Below are 19,726 nucleotides of genomic sequence, written 5' to 3'. Positions count from 1 at the left end.
GGTTGCAGAGCACGCTGTGTGACGACGCGGGAAAACCCGGCCGCTTCCCGCGCTGCCCGGTCCGCGGGTCCGCACAGGCGCCAGGACCGTGGTGCCATGGAGGCATGGAGCTGCGGGAGATGCGGACGTTCATCGCGGTGGTCGAGGCGGGCGGCCTGTCCGCGGCGGCGCGGCGGCTGCACCTCAGCCAGCCCGCCGTCTCGCAGACGGTGGCCGCGCTGGAGCGCGAGCTGGGCGTACCCCTGCTCGTGCGCGGCCGGGAGGGCGCACGCGCCACCGACGCGGGCATGACCCTGCTCGCCGAGGCGCGGGCCGTGCTCGCCCGCCACGACCGGGCCGTGGCGGCGGTCGCGGGACACGCGGCGCCCGGCGGCGGCCTGCTGCGCATCGGCATCCCCATCGAGCTGCCCGACGAGGTGCTGCTCCCCGCCATCGCCGAGCTGGCCCGCACCTGCCCGGGGACCACGGTCCGCGCCCGGCACCTGTCCACGGCGGACCAGCACACCGCGCTGCTGGCGGGCGAGTTGGAGATGGGACTGCTGCGCGAGCGTCCCGCGGGCCCCGCCCTGGACGCGGCGCTGGTGGTGGAGGAGCTGCTCGGCGTGCTGCTCTCGGCGCGGCGGACCGCCGAGCTCGCGGCGGCGGAGGGCCAGGAGGCTCCGGGGGTCAGGCTCGACGCGCTGGCCGGGCTCGACTGGGTCGGCTTCCCGCGCTCGGGCAGCCCCGCCTGGTACGACGAGGTGACGGCGGTGCTCCGCAGCCACGGCCTCGATCTCGGCCCCGAGGGCGCGCACGGGCAGGCGGGCATCCCGCATGTGAAGTTCGCCGCGGTCGGCGGCGGGCGCGCGTTCGCCCTCGCGCCGCCCGAGTGGTCCCAGCCGCTGCCGGAATTCGTCCGCTGGTCGCCGCTGGTGGGGCACCCCCTCGTCCGCAGGACCTGGGCGGCGTGGCCCGCGGAGGCGACGCGGCGGGACCTCGGGCTGCTGGTGACCGCGCTCGGACAGCACGTGCTCGGGTGAGCCGGCCGCGAAAGCGCAGGTCAGGCCGGTCAAAGCGGCGGGAATGGCACCCATGGGCAGCGGTAGTGGGAACCCGGGAAGCACCGGAGGCAGCCACCGCTTGCACCTCCCGTGAGAGCCGGGGCGTTCAGCCGCCCGGCCGGAACCGAGAGGTGGCGACGACCATGACGGGCAACGGGACGACGAACGGGGCAGCGGAGCGCACGGCCGCGGACAGCGGCGCGGAACTCGCCGGGCAGGTCGCCCTGGTGACCGGTGCGACCAGCGGCATCGGCAGGGCCACGGCCCTCGCCCTGGCCGGGCTCGGCGCCCGGGTCCTGGTGTCGGGCCGCGACGAGGAGCGCGGCGGACAGGTGGTCGCGGCCGTCAGGGCGGCAGGCGGCACGGCCGACTTCGTACGGGCCGACCTGCGCGACGAGGCGTCGGCGCGCGCCCTCGCGCGGCAGGCGACCGCGCTCGCCGGACGGGTGGACATCCTGGTGAACAACGCGGGCGTCTTCCCGTTCGGCCCCACTGCCGAGACCGCCGAGTACGACTTCGACGCGGTGTTCGGCACCAATGTGAAGGCCCCGTACTTCCTGGTGGCGGAGCTGGCCCCCGCCATGGCGGCGCGCGGCGGCGGCGCCGTCGTCAACGTGACCACGATGGTCGCGGAGTTCGGCGCGGCGGGCATGAGCCTCTACGGGGCGAGCAAGGCGGCTCTGCGGCTGCTGACGCAGGCGTGGGCGGCCGAGTTCGGGCCCAGCGGCGTCCGGGTGAACGCGGTGAGCCCGGGCCCCACCCGCACCGAGGGCACGGCCGGCATGGGCAGCGCGCTCGACGAGCTCGCGAAGGGCGGCCCCGCGGGGCGCACCGCGGGGCCCGAGGAGATCGCCGAGACGATCGCGTTCCTCGCGTCGCCGCGGGCGAGCTTCGTGCACGGGGCGCTGCTGCCGGTCGACGGCGGCCGGCTCGCGGTCTGAGCGGGTGCCCCCGAACGCCTGAGCCCCCGGGCCCGGCGCCGGGGCCTGGAGGGGCGCAGGCGTTCGAGGGGAGGAGCGCTCAGGCGTTCGGGTCGAAGGGGATGCCCTGCGGCTCGGAATTGTGCAGCGCGTCATTGAAACGGGCGTCGTTGATCTTGATGGTCGCCTCGCCGAAATCCGCGTTCATGAGTTTGTCGCGCAATCCCGCCGGATATCCGTTCCACCCGACAAGGCGCGGATAGAACCAGTTGCCCGTGGCATTCTCCGCGGGTTCGTCATTGCCGTTGGCGAAGCGGAAGTCGTGGGTCGATGCGCCGTCCTTGTGGTAGACGACCTTCGGGTGCGTGCCGTCGAAGCGTATGTCGGACGCGGGCGCCACCTGGTAGCCGGCGTGCTGGGACACCGAGACGTACCGGACCTGGTTGTCGTTGATCCACACCACGACGTGCTCCCAGTCGTGGGTGTGGCCGATGGCGAGCGGACCGAGCGTCGCCTGGTCCTTCTCGAAGTAGCTCGCGTACACGACCGCGCACCAGTCGTTGTTGCACTTCTCGCGCGAGTAGGTGTTGGAGTTGTCGAGCTGGGCGGGGTCGTGGCAGTGGCCGTTGACGTCGCCGCCCGGCTTGAGGCCCGGGTTGAGGGTGCCGTCGGGGCTGATGGCGGCGGTGGCGTAGCAGCCGTCGCCGTCGTAGTCGTACGCGGGCGAGAACGTCTGCTCCAGCCCGTCCGCGTTCTGCGGGAGCGAGGGCAGGACGTCCGCGCTCGCCTGTCCCGGCACCCCGACCACCAGCAGCGCGGCGCCGAGCGCGCCGGCGGCGAGCGGCCGCAGGAACCGCCCGCGCCCCTGGGGGCGCGCCGCCCCGCCGTGACCCACCATGAAAGTCCGCGTCCCGCGCACGCCGGCTCCTCAAGAAAAAAAGGGGGCGCCGACCATAGGCACCCGCATTCATCGCATTCCGTTTTCCCTGGTGCGGCGTCAGGCTAGCCGCGCGTCAAAGGAGTTGGCAAGGAAACTCCGGACGAAGAGATTCCCGGAACGCCACCACACCCGACATTCCCCGAAATCGCCGTGCACATTTCGGCGGGTCCTGGATTCCGGCCGCCGCCTCCCGTGGCGCGCCGCTCCTGAGGGCATCCGCCGCGCGGCACTCGTCGGACGGCCCGCAGGCGGGATGCATGGCGCGGGCGAAGCGGGTAATCCGTTCACCATGCTTGGCACTGGCAAAGGGCACGGAGAGCACGAGGCGCGCGGTGGCAGCGCCGCGGACGGCCGGGAGGCGCGGGGCGGGCGCGCCCCGGGCGAGGGTCCTGACGAGCGCGTGGAGCGGCAGGCTCCGCACTCGCCGGTCGGCCTGACGGAGAAGTCCTGGAAGGCGGTGCTGAAGGGCACGTTCAGAGAGTTCAAGAAGGACGAGCTGACCGACAAGGCCGCGGCGCTCACGTACTACAGCATCCAGGCGCTGTTCCCCGCGCTGCTCGCGCTGATCTCCCTGCTCGGCGTCGTCGGCCACTCGGCGACGCAGCAGGTGCTCGACGCCATCAAGAAGCTCGCGCCGGGACCCGCGAGGGACATCCTGACCACCGTGGTGGGGCAGTTGGAGGGGCGCGCGGGCGTCGGCTCCCTCATGGCCGTCGTGGGCCTGCTGCTCGCGGTGTGGTCGGCGTCTGGCTACGTCGCGGCGTTCATCCGCACCGCGAACGCCGTCTACGACGTGCCGGAGGGGCGCCCGCTGTGGAAGGTGCTGCCGGTGCGGCTCGGCGTGACCGTCGCGCTGATGGTGCTCGCCGTGGTCAGCGCGCTCATCGTGGTGTTCACCGGCGGCGTCGCCCGCCACGTCGGCGACGCCATCGGCCTGGGCGACACCTTCCTCACGGTGTGGTCGATCGCCAAGTGGCCGGTGCTCGTCATCCTGGTCACCGCCATGATCGGAATCCTGTACTGGGCGACGCCCAACGTGCGGATGCGCGGCGTGCGCTGGACCACGCCCGGCAGCTTCCTCGCACTGCTCGTCTGGGCCGTCGCCTCCGGCGGCTTCGCGCTGTACGTCGCCAACTTCGCCTCGTACAACAAGACGTACGGCACCTTCGCAGGTGTGATCGTCTTCCTGGTGTGGCTGTGGATCACCAATCTGGCGATCCTGCTCGGCCTGGAGTTCGACGCCGAGCTCAGCCGCCAGCGGGCCGTCGCCGGCGGCCACCCGGCGGACGAGGAGCCGTACCTCCAGCCGCGCGACACCCGGGAGTGGGACGAGGAGGACCGCGCGCGCCTGCGCGCCACGGCGCGCGCCCGCCGCTTCCGGGCGCCCAGGACAGAGCCCGGGCCCCGGGGGACGTGACCGGGCGCAGTACGGGTACCCGGCCGGGTGCGGGGGCCGGGCGGCGGCCGCGCCCCCGCCCGCGGAACCCGCACCGCACCGCGGACGGCAGGACACAGCAGGACAGCAGAACAGCACCGCGGACCGCACTCCGGACAGCCGAGAAAGACAGGGTGAGGAGCCATGGCATCAACCGATCTCCACCGCACCGACGGCGGGACGCAGGACTCGGTCAGCGAGCTGGTCCAGCGCGCCTCCCGCGAACTCTCCGAACTCGTCCGCGACGAGATGCGCCTCGCGCAGGCGGAAATGGCCCAGAAGGGCAAGCGCTTCGGCAAGGGCGGCGGCCTCTTCGGCGGCGCGGGACTCGTCGGGGTCCTCGCGCTCCAGGCGCTGACGGCCGCGGCGATCGCCGCGCTCGCCCTCGTGCTCGACGTGTGGGCCGCGGCCCTGATCGTCACCGGCGTGCTCGCGGCCACCGCCGCGCTGATGGCGGCGCTCGGCAGGCGGGAGATCGGCCGGGCCACCCCGCCCAAGCCCGAGCAGACGATGGACAGCGTCAAGGCCGATGTCGCCGAGATCAGGGAGAAGGCACACCGATGAGCCGGAACGACACCACACACACCACGGCGAACACCGAGACCACCGCAGGCACCGAACCCACTGCCGCGCACCCCGACGGGACCGCGGCAGAAACCACCGCTGCGGCCACCCCGGAGGAGCTGCGGGCGCGCGTCGAGGCGACCCGCCAGGAGCTCGGCGAGACCGTCGGGGCGCTCGCGGCGAAGGCCGACGTCAAGGCCCGCGTCCAGGAGAAGACGGACGCGGTGCGGCAGCGGGCCGCCGAGCAGTCCACTCGGCTGCGCGACCGCGCCGCGCAGGCGACCCGGACGGTGCAGGAGCGCACACCGGAGCCCGTACGCGAGAAGGCGGGCCAGGGCGCGCGCGCCGCGCGCGCCCACCGCGGCCCGCTGCTCGCCGCGGCGGGCGGCGCGCTCGCCGCGACCCTGCTGGTCGTACGCCGCACCCGCCGGCGCCGCGGCTGAGCACGACGCACCCCGGGGCACGCCCCGGCTTCGAGGGGGCGCCCGCCATGGGCGCCCCCTCGGCGTGCGCCCCCGGCCTCACCCCTGGCCCGCTGCCTCCAGCACCCCCAGCTCCCGCAGGCTCCGCGCCGTTTCCACGACCGTGGACTCGACGGGGCGCGGGCGCCAGCCGAGTTCCTCGCGTGCGCGGTCGTTGTGGATGACGGGGCGCGGCAGGTCCGCGCCCTCCGCCTCACGGGTGGGCACCCGCGCGGCGGACTCGCCGAGGGCGCGGCGCAGCACCCCCGCCACTTCGACGAAGCTGGTCGAGGGGCCGTCGGCGACGGCGAGGTAGCGCCGGCCCGCGGCCTCGGGCGCGGCCATCGCGCGCAGGTGCAGGTCGGCCACGTCCCGCACGTCGACCACGCCGAAGCGGGCGCGCGGCGCGACCGGCAGCGCCCCGTCGAGCATCGCCTTGACCAGCTGCGCCGAGGAGCCGAGGGCGCTGGTGAGCGTGGGCCCGAGGATGAACGTCGGGTTCACGACGACCAGCTCGGTGCCGCCGCCCTCCCGCTCCATCAGGTCCCACGCGGCACGCTCGGCGATCGCCTTGGAGCGCGGGTAGGGCGCGAGCCCGGGGGTGTCGGGGTCGGCCCAGTCGTCCTCGGTGTACTCGGCGCCCGCTTTCGGCGTGTAGCCGACCGCGGCGAACGACGACGTGAGCACCACCCGCCGCGCCCCCGCGTCCCGGGCCGCGCGCAGCACCCGCAGGGTGCCCTCGCGTGCGGGCACGATCAGCTCGTCCGGGTCGTCGGGCTGGGTCGCAGGGATGGGCGAGGCCACATGGTGGACCTCCGCGCACCCGTCCGCGGCCGCGGACCAGCCGCCGTCGGACATCAGGTCCGCGGCGACGACGTCGAGGCCCGCGTCGTCGGCGCCCCCGCGCCGCACCGCGGCCCGCAGGTCGGCCTCGCGGGCCAGGGAGCGCGCCGTCGCCCGCACCGGGCGCCCCGCGCGCAGCAGCGCGGCGATCAGCTGCGTGCCCAGGTAGCCGGAGCCGCCGGTGACCAGTACCCGGCTCATCGCGCCACCCCCAGCCTGCCGACGACGTCCACGAGCCGCCGTACCGCCTCGTCCTCGGCCGCGCCGTCCCCGCGGTCGCGCGCGTCCCACAGCGCCGCCTTCTCCCGCAGGTAGTCGAGGCGCGCGTGCTGCGCGGCGATCTCGCCCTCGATGCGCTCGGCGTGCCGCAGCAGCAGGTCGCGCTGCGCGCCCGCGGCCGACCTGCCGCGCGCCCGGTTCGCCAGGTAGGTGCGCATGTCGCCGATGCCCACGCCGACCGCGCGCAGGCAGGCCAGCGCGTCGAGGGTGTCGATGTCGCCCGTCCCGTAGCGCCGGTGCCCGCTGCGCTCGTCGCGGGCGATCGGCCCGACGAGCCCGACGTCCTCGTAGTAGCGCAGCGTCGGCTCGCTGAGCCCGCTGTGCCGGGACACGTCCTGAATCGTGTACGTCGTCATGCCGCGCAGCAGAACACACCTCAAGCGCTTGAGGTCAAGCACACCACGCCCCGCTCCCCCGCACACCGCCCCCGCTCCCCCGCACACACCACTCCACACCGCGCGGGACGCTACCCCGCGGGGTCGCGGCCGCCGGGGTCTTCCCGGCCCGGGGGCGGGGGCTCGGCCGGGGGCGAAGTGCCCTGACCCAAGGCAGAGTTGATGTCGAGGCGGCTCAGGACCTCCACCGCCGCCATGATCGTCTCCGCGTCGACGCCCACGAGCCTTTCGGCCAGTCTCGCCTCCGTCGCCTGGGCGACCCGGCGGAGCGTGTCCAGGCCCCGGCGCGTGGGCGCGATCAGCTGGACGCGCCTGTCGTCGCCGGTCGCGACCCGCTCCACCAGGCCCTGCTGGGCCAGCCTGCCGACCTGGCGCGTGACATGGGGATGCCGCACGCCGAGCCTGTACGCAAGCTCCCCGACCCGCAGGGGCTCCGGCGCGTCGGCGAGGACCCGCAGGAGCGCGAGGCCCGCCCGGTCGACGGGCATGCCGGCGGCCGCCACCAGCCGCTCGTGCACCTGGGTGCGCGTCAGGTTGTAGGCGAGCACGCTCAGGACGGACTGGAGCGCGGAGACGCTCTGAGCGCGGGACGCCCCCGACGCGCGGGACGGACGGGGCGGTCGAGGCGCCGGAGTTGATTCCACCCGGGCATCATGCCGGGCCGCACGTTTCCGGCCAACCATCCGGTTGATTGCCCGAGGCACCATTGCGCGGCTCCGGCGCGCGGCGTATCACGTACTTAGAGTACGTAACGAAGGAGAGAGCGCCATGCACATCGAGATCGACCAGGACAGGTGCTGCGCCGCAGGGCAGTGCGTCCTCGCCGCCGACGACATCTTCGACCAGCGGGACGAGGACGGTGTCGTCGTCCTGCTCGACGGCATCCCGGACGACGCCGAGGCCCTGGCACGCGCCCAGGAGGCGGCCGCCCTCTGCCCCGCGGGCGCGATCGCCGTCCACGGCTGACCAGGCACCACCGCACGGCACCGGCTCGCCCCCCACTTCACGTCAGGAGCACCGCACGATGACGGAGACCGCCCTGCACGACAGCGCCACCGGCGGCAAGGAAGCACCCCGCTACCCGCTCGCCCGCGCCACCGGCTGTCCCTTCGACCCGCCGCCCGCGCTCGCCGAACTCCGCGAGCACGAGCCCTTCACCCGCGTCCAGGTCTGGGACGGCACACCCGCCTGGCTCATCACCCGCTACCAGGACCAGCGCACCGTCCTCGCCGACGAGCGGTTCAGCGCCGACACCACCAAACCCGGCTTCCCCACCCAGAGCGCCGGCATCGCGGCCCGCCGCAGGAGCGGCAACCCGCTGCCGTTCATCTCCATGGACGACCCGGACCACAACCGGGTGCGCCGCATGTTCACCTCGTACTTCTCCGTGAAGCGCGCCCGCGCCCTCGTGCCGCGCCTGACGGAGATCATCGACGGCCTGCTCGACGACATGGAGCGCACCGGCGGCCCGGTCGACCTCGTCTCGTCGTTCGCGCTGCCGCTGCCCTCGCTCGTGATCGCGGAGATCCTCGGCGTGCCCCGCGCGGACCAGCACCTCTTCCAGAGCAGGTCCCGGGTGCTGATCTCGATGAACTCCACCGTCGAGGACACCATGCAGGCCATGAACGAACTCGGCGACTACCTCGGCACACTGATCGACGCCAAGGTGAAGGACCCGCAGGACGACCTCATCAGCAACGTCGCCACCGAGCACATGCTCACCGGCGCCACCACCCGCTCCCGCCTCGTCCAGGACGCGATGCTGCTGCTCATCGCGGGCCACGAGACGACCACCAATATGATCGCGCTCGGCACGCTCGCCCTGCTGCGCAACCCCGAGCAGCTGAAGGCCGTACGGGACGCCGAGGACCCCGCGGCCGTCGCGGGCGCCGTCGAGGAGATGCTGCGCTACCTCACCATCGTCCACACCGGCCGCAGGCGCATAGCCACCGAGGACGTCGAGATCTCGGGGCAGCTCATCCGCGCGGGTGAGGGCGTGATCCTCGCCAACGACGCCGCCAACCGCGACGCCACGGTCTTCGACGAGCCCGACGTCCTCGACGTCGCCAGGCCCAACGCCCGCCGCCACCTCGCCTTCGGCCAGGGCACCCACCAGTGCCTCGGGCAGAACCTGGCACGCCAGGAGCTCCAGCTCGCCTACCCGGCCCTGCTGCGCCGCTTCCCGACGCTCAGGCCCGCGATCGAGGAACAGGACATCCGCTACAAGCACGACGCCGTCGTCTACGGCGTCTACGAGCTGCCCGTCACCTGGTAGCCCCCTCGGGCGGTACGGGCCGGGGCCCGCGGATCCGCCCGCCGCGCCGCACGCCCGCACGGACCGGGCCCCGCCGCCGACCGCACCCAAGCACCCCCGCGGCCGGCGGCGGGGCCCTCCGCGTCAGAGCCCCCCGCCTGCGGCCCCCTGGCCTTGCGCCGCCGCACGCGCCGCGAGCCGCCGGTGGTGGCGTCCGCGCCGCCCCAGCACCACGACCGACAGCAGCGAGGCGGCCCCCGAAGCCAGCAGGATCGCGCCCTTCGCCGCGGTCAGCCGCGCGTCGCCCGGGTACGACAGCTCCGCGACGAGCAGCGACACCGTGAAACCGATCCCCCCGAGCACCCCGACGCCCGCGACGTCCGCCCAGCCGAGCGCCGGGTTGAGGTGCGCGCCGGTGAACCGCGCCGTCAGCCACGAGGCGCCCAGGATGCCGGCGAACTTGCCCGCGAGCAGCCCGGCGAGCACCCCCCAGGTGACGGCCGACGTCCAGAAGCCGCCCGCGCCGGAGAGCGACACGCCCGCCGCGAACAGCGCGAACACCGGCAGCGCCACCCCCGAGGAGAGCGGCCGCAGGACCTGCTCGGCCCGGTGCGAGGGCGAGACGGCCTCGCCGCCCCTCGCCTCCGTGCGCATCAGCAGCCCCATCGCCACCCCCGCGATCGTCGCGTGCACCCCCGAGGCGTGCGCCAGCGCCCAGACCACCACGGCGAGCGGTCCGAACAGCAGCCACCCGGGCACCGCGGCCCGCACCCGCGCCACCGCACGGCCACGGCCGCGCTGGAGCCACCCGAAGACCGCGAGGCCCACCGCGGCGAGCCCGAGCGCCAGCGGGTCGAGCCCCGTGGTGTACGCGAAGGCGATCACCACGACCGCGCACACGTCGTCCACCGTCGCGAGCGTCAGCAGGAACGTCCGCAGCGGCGCGGGCAGATGGCGGCCCGCCACCGCGAGCACGGCGAGCGCGAAGGCGATGTCCGTCGCCATCGGGATGCCCCAGCCGCCCGGCGCACCGCCGGGCGCGGCCGTGTTGACCGCGAGGAAGACGCCGGCGGGCACCACGACACCGCCGAGCGCGGCCACGATCGGCAGCGCGGCCCTGCGCGGGTCGCGCAACTCGCCGTGCACCAGCTCCTGTTTGAGCTCGTTGCCGACCACGAAGAAGAACACCGTGAGCAGCCCGTCCGTCGCCCACGCCTGCACGGACAGGTGCAGACCGAGCGCCGCGGGCCCGAAGGCGGCAGAGCTCAGCGACGTATAGGCCCAGGACAGGGGCGAGTTGGCCCACAGCAGCGCCACGACGGCGGCGCCGATCAGGAGGGAGCCGCCGACGGCATCGGAGCGCAGGGCAGCGGTGATCCGCGGGAGAGCGGGCATGGGAGGGACGTCTCCAGACATCTGCGGGGAGGACGGCGGGCGCCGGCGCGCTGCCGGGCGCCCGCCACGGCGGGTGGCGGACCGCTCAGCGGCCCCGCGGCGGGCGGACGCCGAGCACCGCGCCCCACGTGCTCACATAGCCGTTCGTGCCGATCGGCCGCCGGTCGAGCGGCGTCAGCACCCGCACCGGGAGGCCGGGCAGCGGCGCGGGGAGCGGGCCCGTGCGCTTCCGCATCCGCGCACCCCTCCCCGGGCGGTCTGCCGCCCCTCGCCCGTACACCACTGGTCCTCGCCGGTCAGCGTAACAACGCGCACACCGCGCCGCACCGCACACACGGCCGGGCACACCGGCCCCCGCACACGCCGAGGGGCCCCGCGCCCCGTCCCTGAGGACGGGGCGCGGGGCCCCTGGTGCATCAGCCGCGGCCCGAGGGCCGCCACCGGATCGCCGTACTTACTTGACGATCTTGGTGACCTGGCCGGCGCCCACCGTACGACCACCCTCACGGATGGCGAACTTCAGGCCCTCCTCCATGGCGACCGGCTGGATCAGCTGGACGGACATGGTGGTGTTGTCGCCCGGCATGACCATCTCGGTGCCCTCGGGGAGGGTCACGACGCCGGTCACGTCCGTGGTACGGAAGTAGAACTGCGGGCGGTAGTTGTTGAAGAACGGGGTGTGACGGCCACCCTCGTCCTTCGACAGGATGTAGGCCTGGGCCTCGAACTCGGTGTGCGGCGTGACCGAACCGGGCTTGATGATGACCTGGCCGCGCTCGACGTCCTCGCGCTTGATGCCGCGGAGGAGCAGACCGACGTTCTCACCGGCCTGGCCCTCGTCGAGCAGCTTGCGGAACATCTCGATGCCCGTGACCGTGGTCGTGGTCTTCTCGGTCTTGATGCCGATGATGTCCACGGTCTCGTTGACCTTGAGGATGCCGCGCTCGATACGACCGGTGACGACGGTGCCACGACCGGTGATCGTGAAGACGTCCTCGATCGGCATCAGGAACGGCTTGTCGACGTCGCGCTCGGGCTGCGGGATGGCCTCGTCGACGGCCTTCATCAGGTCGAGGACGGTCTGGCCCCACTCCTTGTCGCCCTCAAGCGCCTTGAGCGCCGAGACCTTGACGACCGGGACGTCGTCGCCCGGGAACTCGTACTCGGTGAGGAGCTCGCGGACCTCGAGCTCGACGAGCTCCAGGATCTCCTCGTCGTCCACCATGTCGGCCTTGTTCAGGGCGACGACGATGTACGGGACGCCGACCTGGCGGGCCAGGAGCACGTGCTCCTTGGTCTGCGGCATCGGGCCGTCGGTGGCGGCGACCACGAGGATGGCGCCGTCCATCTGCGCCGCACCCGTGATCATGTTCTTGATGTAGTCGGCGTGACCCGGGCAGTCGACGTGCGCGTAGTGACGCGTCTCCGTCTGGTACTCGACGTGCGCGATGGAGATGGTGATACCGCGCTGGCGCTCCTCAGGAGCCTTGTCGATCTGGTCGAACGCCGAGGCCTCGTTGAGCTCCGGGTACGCGTCGTGCAGCACCTTGGTAATGGCGGCCGTGAGGGTCGTCTTACCGTGGTCGATGTGACCGATGGTGCCGATGTTGACGTGCGGCTTAGTCCGCTCGAACTTCGCCTTCGCCACTGGGGTCCTCCTGTGGAGTGGTTCTGTACGCCTTACTCATCGGCGCCAGGGTGATCTTTGCTGGGATGCCGGTCGGCCCGGAGCACTCCCCCAGGAGACGGCGGATGACGCCGATCCTGCGGGAAATGCCCCCTGGCTTCCCGGTGACAAGCCTAGAGCGTGCAGGCACGCGGGCGATTCGCCCGGTGGACTACTCGCCCTTGGCCTTCGCGATGATCTCCTCGGCGACGTTCCGGGGAACCTCGGCGTAGGAGTCGAACTGCATCGAGTAGCTTGCGCGACCCGAGGTCTTGCTGCGGAGGTCTCCGACGTAGCCGAACATCTCCGAGAGCGGCACCAGGCCCTTGACGACCCGGGCACCGGCCCGCTCCTCCATGGCCTGGATCTGGCCACGGCGGGAGTTGATGTCGCCGATCACGTCGCCCATGTAGTCCTCGGGCGTGGTGACCTCGACGGCCATCATCGGTTCGAGGAGAACCGGGGACGCCTTGCGCGCGGCCTCCTTGAAGGCCTGCGAACCGGCGATCTTGAAGGCGAGTTCGGACGAGTCGACCTCGTGGAACGCACCGTCGAGCAGGATGACGCGCACGCCCGTCATCTCGTACCCGGCGACGATGCCGAACTGCATCGCCTCCTGGGCACCGGCGTCCACCGAAGGGATGTACTCCTTCGGGATGCGGCCACCGGTGACCTTGTTCACGAACTCGTACGACGCGTCGCCGCCCTCGATGGGCTCGATCGCGATCTGCACCTTCGCGAACTGACCGGTGCCACCGGTCTGCTTCTTGTGCGTGTAGTCGACGCGCTCGACCACCTTGCGGATGGTCTCGCGGTACGCGACCTGCGGCTTGCCGACGTTGGCCTCGACGCGGAACTCGCGCTTCATCCGGTCGACCAGCACCTCGAGGTGAAGCTCGCCCATACCGCCGATGACGGTCTGGCCGGTCTCCTCGTTGGTGTGCACCTGGAAGGACGGGTCCTCCTCGGCGAGGCGCTGGATGGCGACACCCAGCTTCTCCTGGTCGCCCTTGGACTTGGGCTCGATCGCGACCTCGATGACCGGCGCCGGGAAGTCCATGGACTCCAGGATCACCGGCTTCTTCTCGTCGCTCAGCGTCTCACCGGTGGTGGTCTGCTTCAGGCCCATCACGGCGACGATGTCGCCGGCGCCCACCGACTCGATCTCCTCACGCTTGTTCGCGTGCATGCGGTAGATCTTGCCGATGCGCTCCTTGCGGCCCTTCACGGAGTTCAGCACGGCCGAACCCGCCACGAGGCGCCCGGAGTACACGCGGACGAAGGTGAGCTTGCCCAGGTGCGGGTCGCTCATGATCTTGAACGCCAGCGCGGAGAGCGGCTCGTCGTCGGACGGCTTGCGCGCGATGACCTGCTCCGGGTCCTTCACGTCGTGGCCCTCGATGGCCTCGACGTCCAGGGGGGAGGGCAGGTAGCGCACGACGGCGTCGAGCAGGGGCTGGACGCCCTTGTTCTTGAACGCCGTGCCGCAGAACACCGGGGTGACCGTGGTGTCGTCGGACTTGCCGGAAGCGATCGTGATGCGGCGGATCGCCGCGTACAGCTGGTCCACGGAGGGCTCCTCGCCCTCCAGGTACAGCTCCATGATCTCTTCGTCGTTCTCCGCGACGGTCTCCAGCAGCTTGCCGCGCCACTCGTCGGCCGCCTCGGTGTGCGTGGCCGGGATGTCGACGACGTCGTACATCTCGCCCTTGGCCGCCTCGGCGGACCAGACCAGGGCCTTCATCGTCACGAGGTCGATGACGCCCTTGAAGTCGGCCTCCGCGCCGATCGGCAGCTGCATCACGATCGGGGTCGCGCCGAGGCGGTCCGTGATCATGTCGACGCAGCGGTGGAACTCGGCGCCGGTGCGGTCGAGCTTGTTGACGAAGCAGATGCGGGGCACGCCGTAGCGGTCGGCCTGGCGCCACACCGTCTCGGACTGCGGCTCCACACCGGCGACACCGTCGAAGACGGTGACGGCACCGTCGAGCACGCGCAGCGAACGCTCCACCTCGACGGTGAAGTCGACGTGGCCCGGCGTGTCGATGATGTTGATGGTGTGGTCGACCTCGTCGAGCGGCCAGTGACAGGTCGTCGCGGCGGACGTGATCGTGATGCCGCGCTCCTGCTCCTGCTCCATCCAGTCCATGGTGGCAGCGCCGTCGTGGACTTCACCGATCTTGTACGAGACACCGGTGTAGAACAGGATCCGCTCGGTGGTGGTCGTCTTGCCCGCGTCGATGTGGGCCATGATCCCGATGTTGCGGACCCTGGCCAGGTCAAGCGAAGTGGTGGCCATAAGGCTCAGTCTTCTCTCGGTCTCGATGTGGGGTGCGACTACCAGCGGTAGTGCGCGAAGGCCTTGTTGGACTCGGCCATCTTGTGCGTGTCCTCGCGCTTCTTGACCGAGGCGCCGAGGCCGTTGGAGGCGTCGAGCAGCTCGTTCATCAGACGCTCGGTCATGGTCTTCTCGCGGCGGGCCCGCGAGTAGCCGACCAGCCAGCGCAGCGCCAGGGTGGAGGCGCGGCCGGGCTTGACCTCGATCGGCACCTGGTAGGTCGCACCACCGACACGGCGGGACTTGACCTCAAGAGCCGGCTTGACGTTCTCCAGCGCGCGCTTGAGCGTGATGACCGGGTCGTTGCCGGTCTTGTCGCGCAGGCCCTCCATGGCGCCGTACACGATCCGCTCTGCGGTGGAGCGCTTGCCGTTCAGCAGGATCTTGTTGATGAGGGAGGTGACAAGAGGAGAGCCGTAGACCGGGTCGATGATGACCGGGCGCTTCGGGGCGGGGCCCTTACGAGGCATTCTTACTTCTCCTTCTTGGCGCCGTAGCGGCTGCGGGCCTGCTTGCGGTTCTTGACACCCTGGGTGTCGAGCGAGCCACGGATGATCTTGTAGCGAACACCCGGCAGGTCCTTCACACGGCCGCCGCGCACGAGCACGATGGAGTGCTCCTGCAGGTTGTGCCCCTCACCCGGGATGTACGCCGTGACCTCGATGCCCGAGGTCAGACGCACACGCGCGACCTTGCGCAGGGCCGAGTTCGGCTTCTTCGGGGTGGTCGTGAACACACGCGTGCAGACCCCGCGGCGCTGAGGGGAGCCCTCAAGTGCGGGGGTCTTGTTCTTCTCGACCTTGTCCTGCCGGCCCTTGCGGACCAGCTGCTGGATCGTAGGCACTACTTCTCCGATTCTGTGTGCCGTTCGTAAAGCTAACCTGGAACATCGCCGACCCACGCGGTCGGGTGTGTCGAATACCGTGCACCCCCGCCGGCGAGCGGGGAAAGCGCAGATTGCGGTGGCCGTGTTGATGAACCCCCCACGCGGCTGAGGACACGCGCGAGAGCCCAGGCACACCCCAGGCACAGAGTCGAGCGTACCCACCCGGTCGACCCAGGTCAAAACGCTAAGTCCTACCCGCTCTACGCCCACGACGAACACCCGGGCCCCGAGAGCCTTTTCGAGCCCTCGGCGCCCTCGGGAAAGAGCCCGGAAAGAGCGCCGAAAGAGCCCGGCAGGCGCCCGCGTAACAGCCGGGAAAGCCCGGAGGGCGGCCGTCCCCCTGGGGAACGGCCGCCCTCCGGCTCACTCACTCACCGGCATCCGCGGCTCACTGGTTGTACGGACCGTAGTCGTAGTCCTCCAGCGGGACGGCCTGGCCGGAGCCCGTGCCGAACGGCGAGTAGTCGATGTCGTCGTAGCCGACGGCCGAGTACATCGCGGCCTTGGCCTCCTCGGTCGGCTCGACCCGGATGTTGCGGTAGCGGGACAGGCCCGTACCGGCCGGGATGAGCTTGCCGATGATGACGTTCTCCTTGAGGCCGATCAGGGAGTCCGACTTGGCGTTGATCGCCGCGTCGGTGAGGACCCTGGTCGTCTCCTGGAAGGACGCCGCCGACAGCCACGACTCGGTCGCGAGCGACGCCTTGGTGATACCCATCAGCTGCGGGCGGCCGGAGGCCGGGTGGCCGCCTTCCCGCACCACACGACGGTTCTCGGTCTCGAACTTCGAGCGCTCGACCAGCTCGCCGGGCAGCAGCTCCGCGTCGCCCGACTCGATGATCGTCACCCGGCGCAGCATCTGCCGGATGATGATCTCGATGTGCTTGTCGTGGATCGACACACCCTGCGAGTTGTAGACCTTCTGGACCTCGCCGACCAGGTGGACCTGGACCGCGCGCTGGCCGAGGATGCGCAGCACGTCGTGCGGGTTGGTGGCACCCACGGTGAGCTTCTGGCCCACCTCGACGTGGTCGCCCTCGCCGACCAGCAGACGGGCGCGCTTCGAGATGGGGAAGGGCGTCTCGTCGCTGCCGTCGTCCGGCGTGACGATGATCTTCTTGGTCTTCTCGGTCTCCTCGATCCGGACGCGGCCCGCCGCCTCCGAGATCGGGGCGACACCCTTGGGCGTACGGGCCTCGAACAGCTCGACGACACGCGGCAGACCCTGCGTGATGTCGTCACCTGCCACACCACCGGTGTGGAAGGTGCGCATCGTCAGCTGGGTGCCGGGCTCACCGATGGACTGGGCGGCGATGATGCCGACCGCCTCACCGATGTCGACCAGCTTGCCGGTGGCCAGCGAGCGGCCGTAGCAGAAGGCGCAGGTGCCGACCGCGGACTCACAGGTCAGGACCGAACGGGTCTTGACCTCCTCCACGCCCGCAGCGACCAGCGCGTCGATGAGCACGTCACCGAGGTCGACGTTGGCGGGGGCGATGACCTTGCCGTCCACCACGACGTCCTCGGCGAGCATCCGCGCGTACACGGACGTCTCGACGTCCTCCGCCTTGCGCAGCACGCCGTCCGTGCCCCGGTCCGCGATCCGCAGCTTGAGGCCGCGGTCGGTGCCGCAGTCCTCCTCGCGGATGATCACGTCCTGCGAGACGTCCACCAGACGACGGGTCAGGTAACCCGAGTCGGCGGTACGCAGCGCGGTGTCGGCCAGACCCTTGCGGGCACCGTGCGTGGAGATGAAGTACTCCAGCACGGACAGGCCCTCGCGGAACGACGCCTTGATGGGACGCGGGATCGTCTCGTTCTTGGCGTTGGACACCAGACCGCGCATACCGGCGATCTGACGCATCTGCATCATGTTTCCGCGCGCACCCGAATTCACCATCATGAAGATGGGGTTGGTCTTCGGGAAGTTCTCGTTCATGGCCTCGGCGACCTCGTTGGTCGCCTTCGTCCAGATCGCGATGAGCTCCTGCGTGCGCTCGTCCTTCGTGATCAGACCGCGCTCGTACTGCTTCTGGACCTTCTCGTCCTGCGCCTCGTACCCGGCGACGATCTCCTTCTTCGCCTCGGGGACGACCACGTCGGAGATGGCCACGGTGACACCGGAGCGGGTGGCCCAGAAGAAGCCCGCCGCCTTCAGGTTGTCGAGCGTCGCCGCCACGATCACCTTCGGGTAGCGCTCGGCGAGGTCGTTGACGATCTCGGAGAGCTGCTTCTTGCCGACCGAGTAGTCCACGAACGGGTAGTCCTCGGGCAGCAGCTCGTTGAAGAGCGCGCGCCCCAGGGTCGTCCGCAGCCTGAACGGGTCGCCGGGCTGCCACTGCGTGTCCGGCTCGCCGTCCTCGTTCGGCGGGGGTGTCCAGCCGCGCGGCGGGATGGTGCCCACCGGGAAGCGGATGTCGACCTTCGCCTGGAGCGAGAGCTCGCGGCTGTCGAACGCCATGGTGGCCTCGGCCGTCGAGCCGAAGGACCGGCCGGCGCCGATGACCTCGCGCTCCTCCTCGTCCGTCGTGAGGAAGAACAGGCCGAGCACCATGTCCTGGGTCGGCATGGTGACGGGACGGCCGTCGGCCGGCTTCAGGATGTTGTTCGAGGACAGCATCAGGATGCGGGCCTCGGCCTGCGCCTCCGCGGACAGCGGCAGGTGCACGGCCATCTGGTCGCCGTCGAAGTCCGCGTTGAACGCGGTGCACACGAGCGGGTGGATCTGGATGGCCTTGCCCTCGACCAGCTGCGGCTCGAAGGCCTGGATGCCGAGGCGGTGCAGGGTCGGCGCGCGGTTGAGCAGCACGGGATGCTCGGCGATGACCTCTTCGAGGACGTCGTAGACGACCGTGCGGCCGCGCTCGACCATGCGCTTCGCCGACTTGATGTTCTGCGCGTGGTTCAGGTCGACCAGGCGCTTCATCACGAACGGCTTGAACAGTTCGAGCGCCATCGCCTTCGGCAGACCGCACTGGTGCAGCTTGAGCTGCGGACCGACGACGATCACGGAACGCGCCGAGTAGTCGACGCGCTTGCCGAGGAGGTTCTGGCGGAAGCGGCCCTGCTTGCCCTTGAGCATGTCGGACAGCGACTTCAGCGGACGGTTGCCTGGGCCCGTGACCGGGCGGCCGCGGCGGCCGTTGTCGAAGAGGGCGTCCACGGCCTCCTGGAGCATGCGCTTCTCGTTGTTCACGATGATCTCGGGGGCGCCGAGGTCGAGAAGCCGCTTCAGGCGGTTGTTGCGGTTGATGACGCGGCGGTACAGGTCGTTGAGGTCGGAGGTCGCGAAGCGGCCGCCGTCCAGCTGCACCATCGGACGCAGGTCCGGCGGGATGACCGGCACGCAGTCCAGCACCATGCCCTTGGGGCTGTTGCTGGTCTGCAGGAACGCGGAGACGACCTTGAGGCGCTTGAGCGCGCGGGTCTTCTTCTGGCCCTTGCCGGTGCGGATGATCTCGCGGAGGCGCTCGGCCTCCTCGTCGAGGTCGAAGGACTCCAGGCGCTTCTGGAGCGCGGCCGCGCCCATCGAGCCGTCGAAGTACGTGCCGAAGCGGTCACGCAGCTCGCGGTAGAGGAGCTCGTCGCCCTCCAGGTCCTGCACCTTGAGGTTCTTGAAGCGGTTCCAGACCTCGTCGAGGCGGTCGATCTCGCGCTGCGCGCGGTCGCGCAGCTGCTTCATCTCGCGCTCTGCGCCCTCGCGCACCTTGCGGCGCACGTCGGCCTTGGCGCCCTCGGCCTCCAGCTCGGCCAGGTCGGTCTCGAGCTTCTTGGCGCGGGCCTCCAGGTCGGAGTCGCGGCGGTTCTCGACCTGCTGCCGCTCGACGGAGACGTGCGCCTCCAGCGACGGCAGGTCACGGGTGCGGCGCTCCTCGTCCACGTACGTGATCATGTACGCGGCGAAGTAGATGACCTTCTCCAGGTCCTTCGGCGCCAGGTCGAGCAGGTAGCCGAGGCGCGAGGGAACGCCCTTGAAGTACCAGATGTGGGTGACGGGAGCGGCCAGCTCGATGTGGCCCATCCGCTCGCGGCGCACCTTGGCGCGCGTGACCTCGACGCCACAGCGCTCACAGATGATGCCCTTGAAGCGGACACGCTTGTACTTGCCGCAGTAGCACTCCCAGTCCCGGGTGGGGCCGAAGATCTTCTCGCAGAAGAGTCCGTCCTTCTCGGGCTTGAGCGTGCGGTAGTTGATGGTCTCCGGCTTCTTGACCTCGCCGTGGGACCAGGTACGGATGTCGTCCGCGGTGGCGAGGCCGATCCGCAGCTCGTCGAAGAAGTTGACGTCGAGCACTATGCGTCAATCCCTC

General features: G+C 71.2%; 18 protein-coding genes. 7 read left to right on the top strand and 11 right to left on the bottom strand.

Features of this window, described 5'->3' with window-relative positions; genetic code table 11:
• The first annotated feature begins 104 nt into the window (after positions 1-104).
• Positions 105-1,019 carry a LysR family transcriptional regulator gene (locus AB0910_RS19690; RefSeq protein ID WP_366745892.1) on the top strand — a complete coding sequence of 305 codons (915 nt, stop codon included), beginning with the start codon at positions 105-107 and terminating at the stop codon, positions 1,017-1,019.
• A gap of 164 nt (positions 1,020-1,183) precedes the next feature.
• Positions 1,184-1,981 (top strand): SDR family oxidoreductase, encoded by a 798-nt coding sequence (locus AB0910_RS19685; RefSeq protein ID WP_366745891.1) that lies wholly within the window; start codon positions 1,184-1,186, stop codon positions 1,979-1,981.
• 79 nt (positions 1,982-2,060) lie between these two features.
• Here AB0910_RS19685 and AB0910_RS19680 read toward each other — a convergent pair whose 3' ends face one another.
• Positions 2,061-2,858: an NPP1 family protein gene (locus AB0910_RS19680; protein ID WP_366745913.1), complete on the bottom strand. Its 798-nt coding sequence runs from the start codon at positions 2,856-2,858 to the stop codon at positions 2,061-2,063.
• A gap of 331 nt (positions 2,859-3,189) precedes the next feature.
• On the opposite strand from AB0910_RS19680, the gene AB0910_RS19675 reads away from it, so the two are divergent.
• The 3 genes from AB0910_RS19675 (at position 3,190) to AB0910_RS19665 (ending at position 5,342) form a co-directional block, all read left to right on the top strand.
• Positions 3,190-4,317: a YihY/virulence factor BrkB family protein gene (locus AB0910_RS19675; protein ID WP_366745890.1), complete on the top strand. Its 1,128-nt coding sequence runs from the start codon at positions 3,190-3,192 to the stop codon at positions 4,315-4,317.
• 162 nt (positions 4,318-4,479) lie between these two features.
• Positions 4,480-4,899: a phage holin family protein gene (locus AB0910_RS19670; RefSeq protein ID WP_366745889.1), complete on the top strand. Its 420-nt coding sequence runs from the start codon at positions 4,480-4,482 to the stop codon at positions 4,897-4,899.
• Positions 4,896-5,342, top strand: coding sequence for a DUF3618 domain-containing protein (locus AB0910_RS19665; RefSeq protein WP_366745888.1), 447 nt, complete (start codon positions 4,896-4,898; stop codon positions 5,340-5,342). The genes AB0910_RS19670 and AB0910_RS19665 overlap by 4 nt, the downstream gene beginning before the upstream one ends.
• A gap of 78 nt (positions 5,343-5,420) precedes the next feature.
• Here AB0910_RS19665 and AB0910_RS19660 read toward each other — a convergent pair whose 3' ends face one another.
• From AB0910_RS19660 to AB0910_RS19650, 3 genes are all read right to left on the bottom strand, one after another.
• A complete protein-coding gene (locus AB0910_RS19660) occupies positions 5,421-6,404 on the bottom strand; it encodes an NAD-dependent epimerase/dehydratase family protein (RefSeq protein ID WP_366745887.1) in 984 nt (327 codons plus the stop codon).
• The gene (locus tag AB0910_RS19655) at positions 6,401-6,838 is read right to left on the bottom strand and encodes a MerR family transcriptional regulator (RefSeq protein WP_366745886.1); all 438 of its coding nucleotides are present in this window, start codon (positions 6,836-6,838) and stop codon (positions 6,401-6,403) included. Before AB0910_RS19655 ends, AB0910_RS19660 begins: the two co-directional genes overlap by 4 nt.
• A 110-nt stretch (positions 6,839-6,948) precedes the next feature.
• Positions 6,949-7,521: a MarR family transcriptional regulator gene (locus AB0910_RS19650; RefSeq protein ID WP_366745885.1), complete on the bottom strand. Its 573-nt coding sequence runs from the start codon at positions 7,519-7,521 to the stop codon at positions 6,949-6,951.
• 124 nt (positions 7,522-7,645) lie between these two features.
• On the opposite strand from AB0910_RS19650, the gene AB0910_RS19645 reads away from it, so the two are divergent.
• Together AB0910_RS19645 and AB0910_RS19640 are read left to right on the top strand one after the other, a co-directional pair.
• Positions 7,646-7,843, top strand: coding sequence for a ferredoxin (locus tag AB0910_RS19645; RefSeq protein ID WP_366745884.1), 198 nt, complete (start codon positions 7,646-7,648; stop codon positions 7,841-7,843).
• Between the two features lie 58 nt (positions 7,844-7,901).
• Positions 7,902-9,152, top strand: a complete 1,251-nt coding sequence (locus tag AB0910_RS19640) for a cytochrome P450 (RefSeq protein WP_366745883.1) — start codon at positions 7,902-7,904, stop codon at positions 9,150-9,152.
• Positions 9,153-9,275: 123 nt separating this feature from the next.
• On the opposite strand, the gene nhaA is transcribed toward AB0910_RS19640, so the two are convergent.
• The 7 genes from nhaA to AB0910_RS19605 all read right to left on the bottom strand — a co-directional run bounded on the left by nhaA (position 9,276) and on the right by AB0910_RS19605 (position 19,710).
• Positions 9,276-10,526 (bottom strand): Na+/H+ antiporter NhaA, encoded by a 1,251-nt coding sequence (nhaA, locus tag AB0910_RS19635; protein WP_366745882.1) that lies wholly within the window; start codon positions 10,524-10,526, stop codon positions 9,276-9,278.
• 85 nt (positions 10,527-10,611) lie between these two features.
• Positions 10,612-10,761: a hypothetical protein gene (locus AB0910_RS19630; protein WP_366745881.1), complete on the bottom strand. Its 150-nt coding sequence runs from the start codon at positions 10,759-10,761 to the stop codon at positions 10,612-10,614.
• A gap of 219 nt (positions 10,762-10,980) precedes the next feature.
• Positions 10,981-12,174, bottom strand: coding sequence for an elongation factor Tu (tuf, locus tag AB0910_RS19625; protein ID WP_366745880.1), 1,194 nt, complete (start codon positions 12,172-12,174; stop codon positions 10,981-10,983).
• A 190-nt stretch (positions 12,175-12,364) separates the two neighbouring features.
• Complete coding sequence (gene fusA / locus AB0910_RS19620) at positions 12,365-14,491, bottom strand: elongation factor G (protein WP_366745879.1); 2,127 nt, start codon at positions 14,489-14,491, stop codon at positions 12,365-12,367.
• Between the two features lie 38 nt (positions 14,492-14,529).
• Complete coding sequence (gene rpsG / locus AB0910_RS19615; RefSeq protein WP_225021014.1) at positions 14,530-15,000, bottom strand: 30S ribosomal protein S7; 471 nt, start codon at positions 14,998-15,000, stop codon at positions 14,530-14,532.
• Between the two features lie 2 nt (positions 15,001-15,002).
• Entirely contained in the window at positions 15,003-15,374 is a 372-nt protein-coding gene (gene rpsL, locus AB0910_RS19610; RefSeq protein ID WP_003948652.1) for a 30S ribosomal protein S12, read from the bottom strand.
• A 430-nt stretch (positions 15,375-15,804) separates the two neighbouring features.
• Entirely contained in the window at positions 15,805-19,710 is a 3,906-nt protein-coding gene (locus AB0910_RS19605; protein ID WP_366745878.1) for a DNA-directed RNA polymerase subunit beta', read from the bottom strand.
• Between the last annotated feature and the right edge of the window lie 16 nt (positions 19,711-19,726).

The sequence above is a fragment of the Streptomyces sp. NPDC047002 genome (assembly GCF_040704505.1).
Taxonomy (GTDB): domain Bacteria; phylum Actinomycetota; class Actinomycetes; order Streptomycetales; family Streptomycetaceae; genus Streptomyces.
The sequence above is the reverse complement of the archived record's forward strand: the minus strand, read 5'-3'. Positions and strand labels throughout refer to the sequence as shown.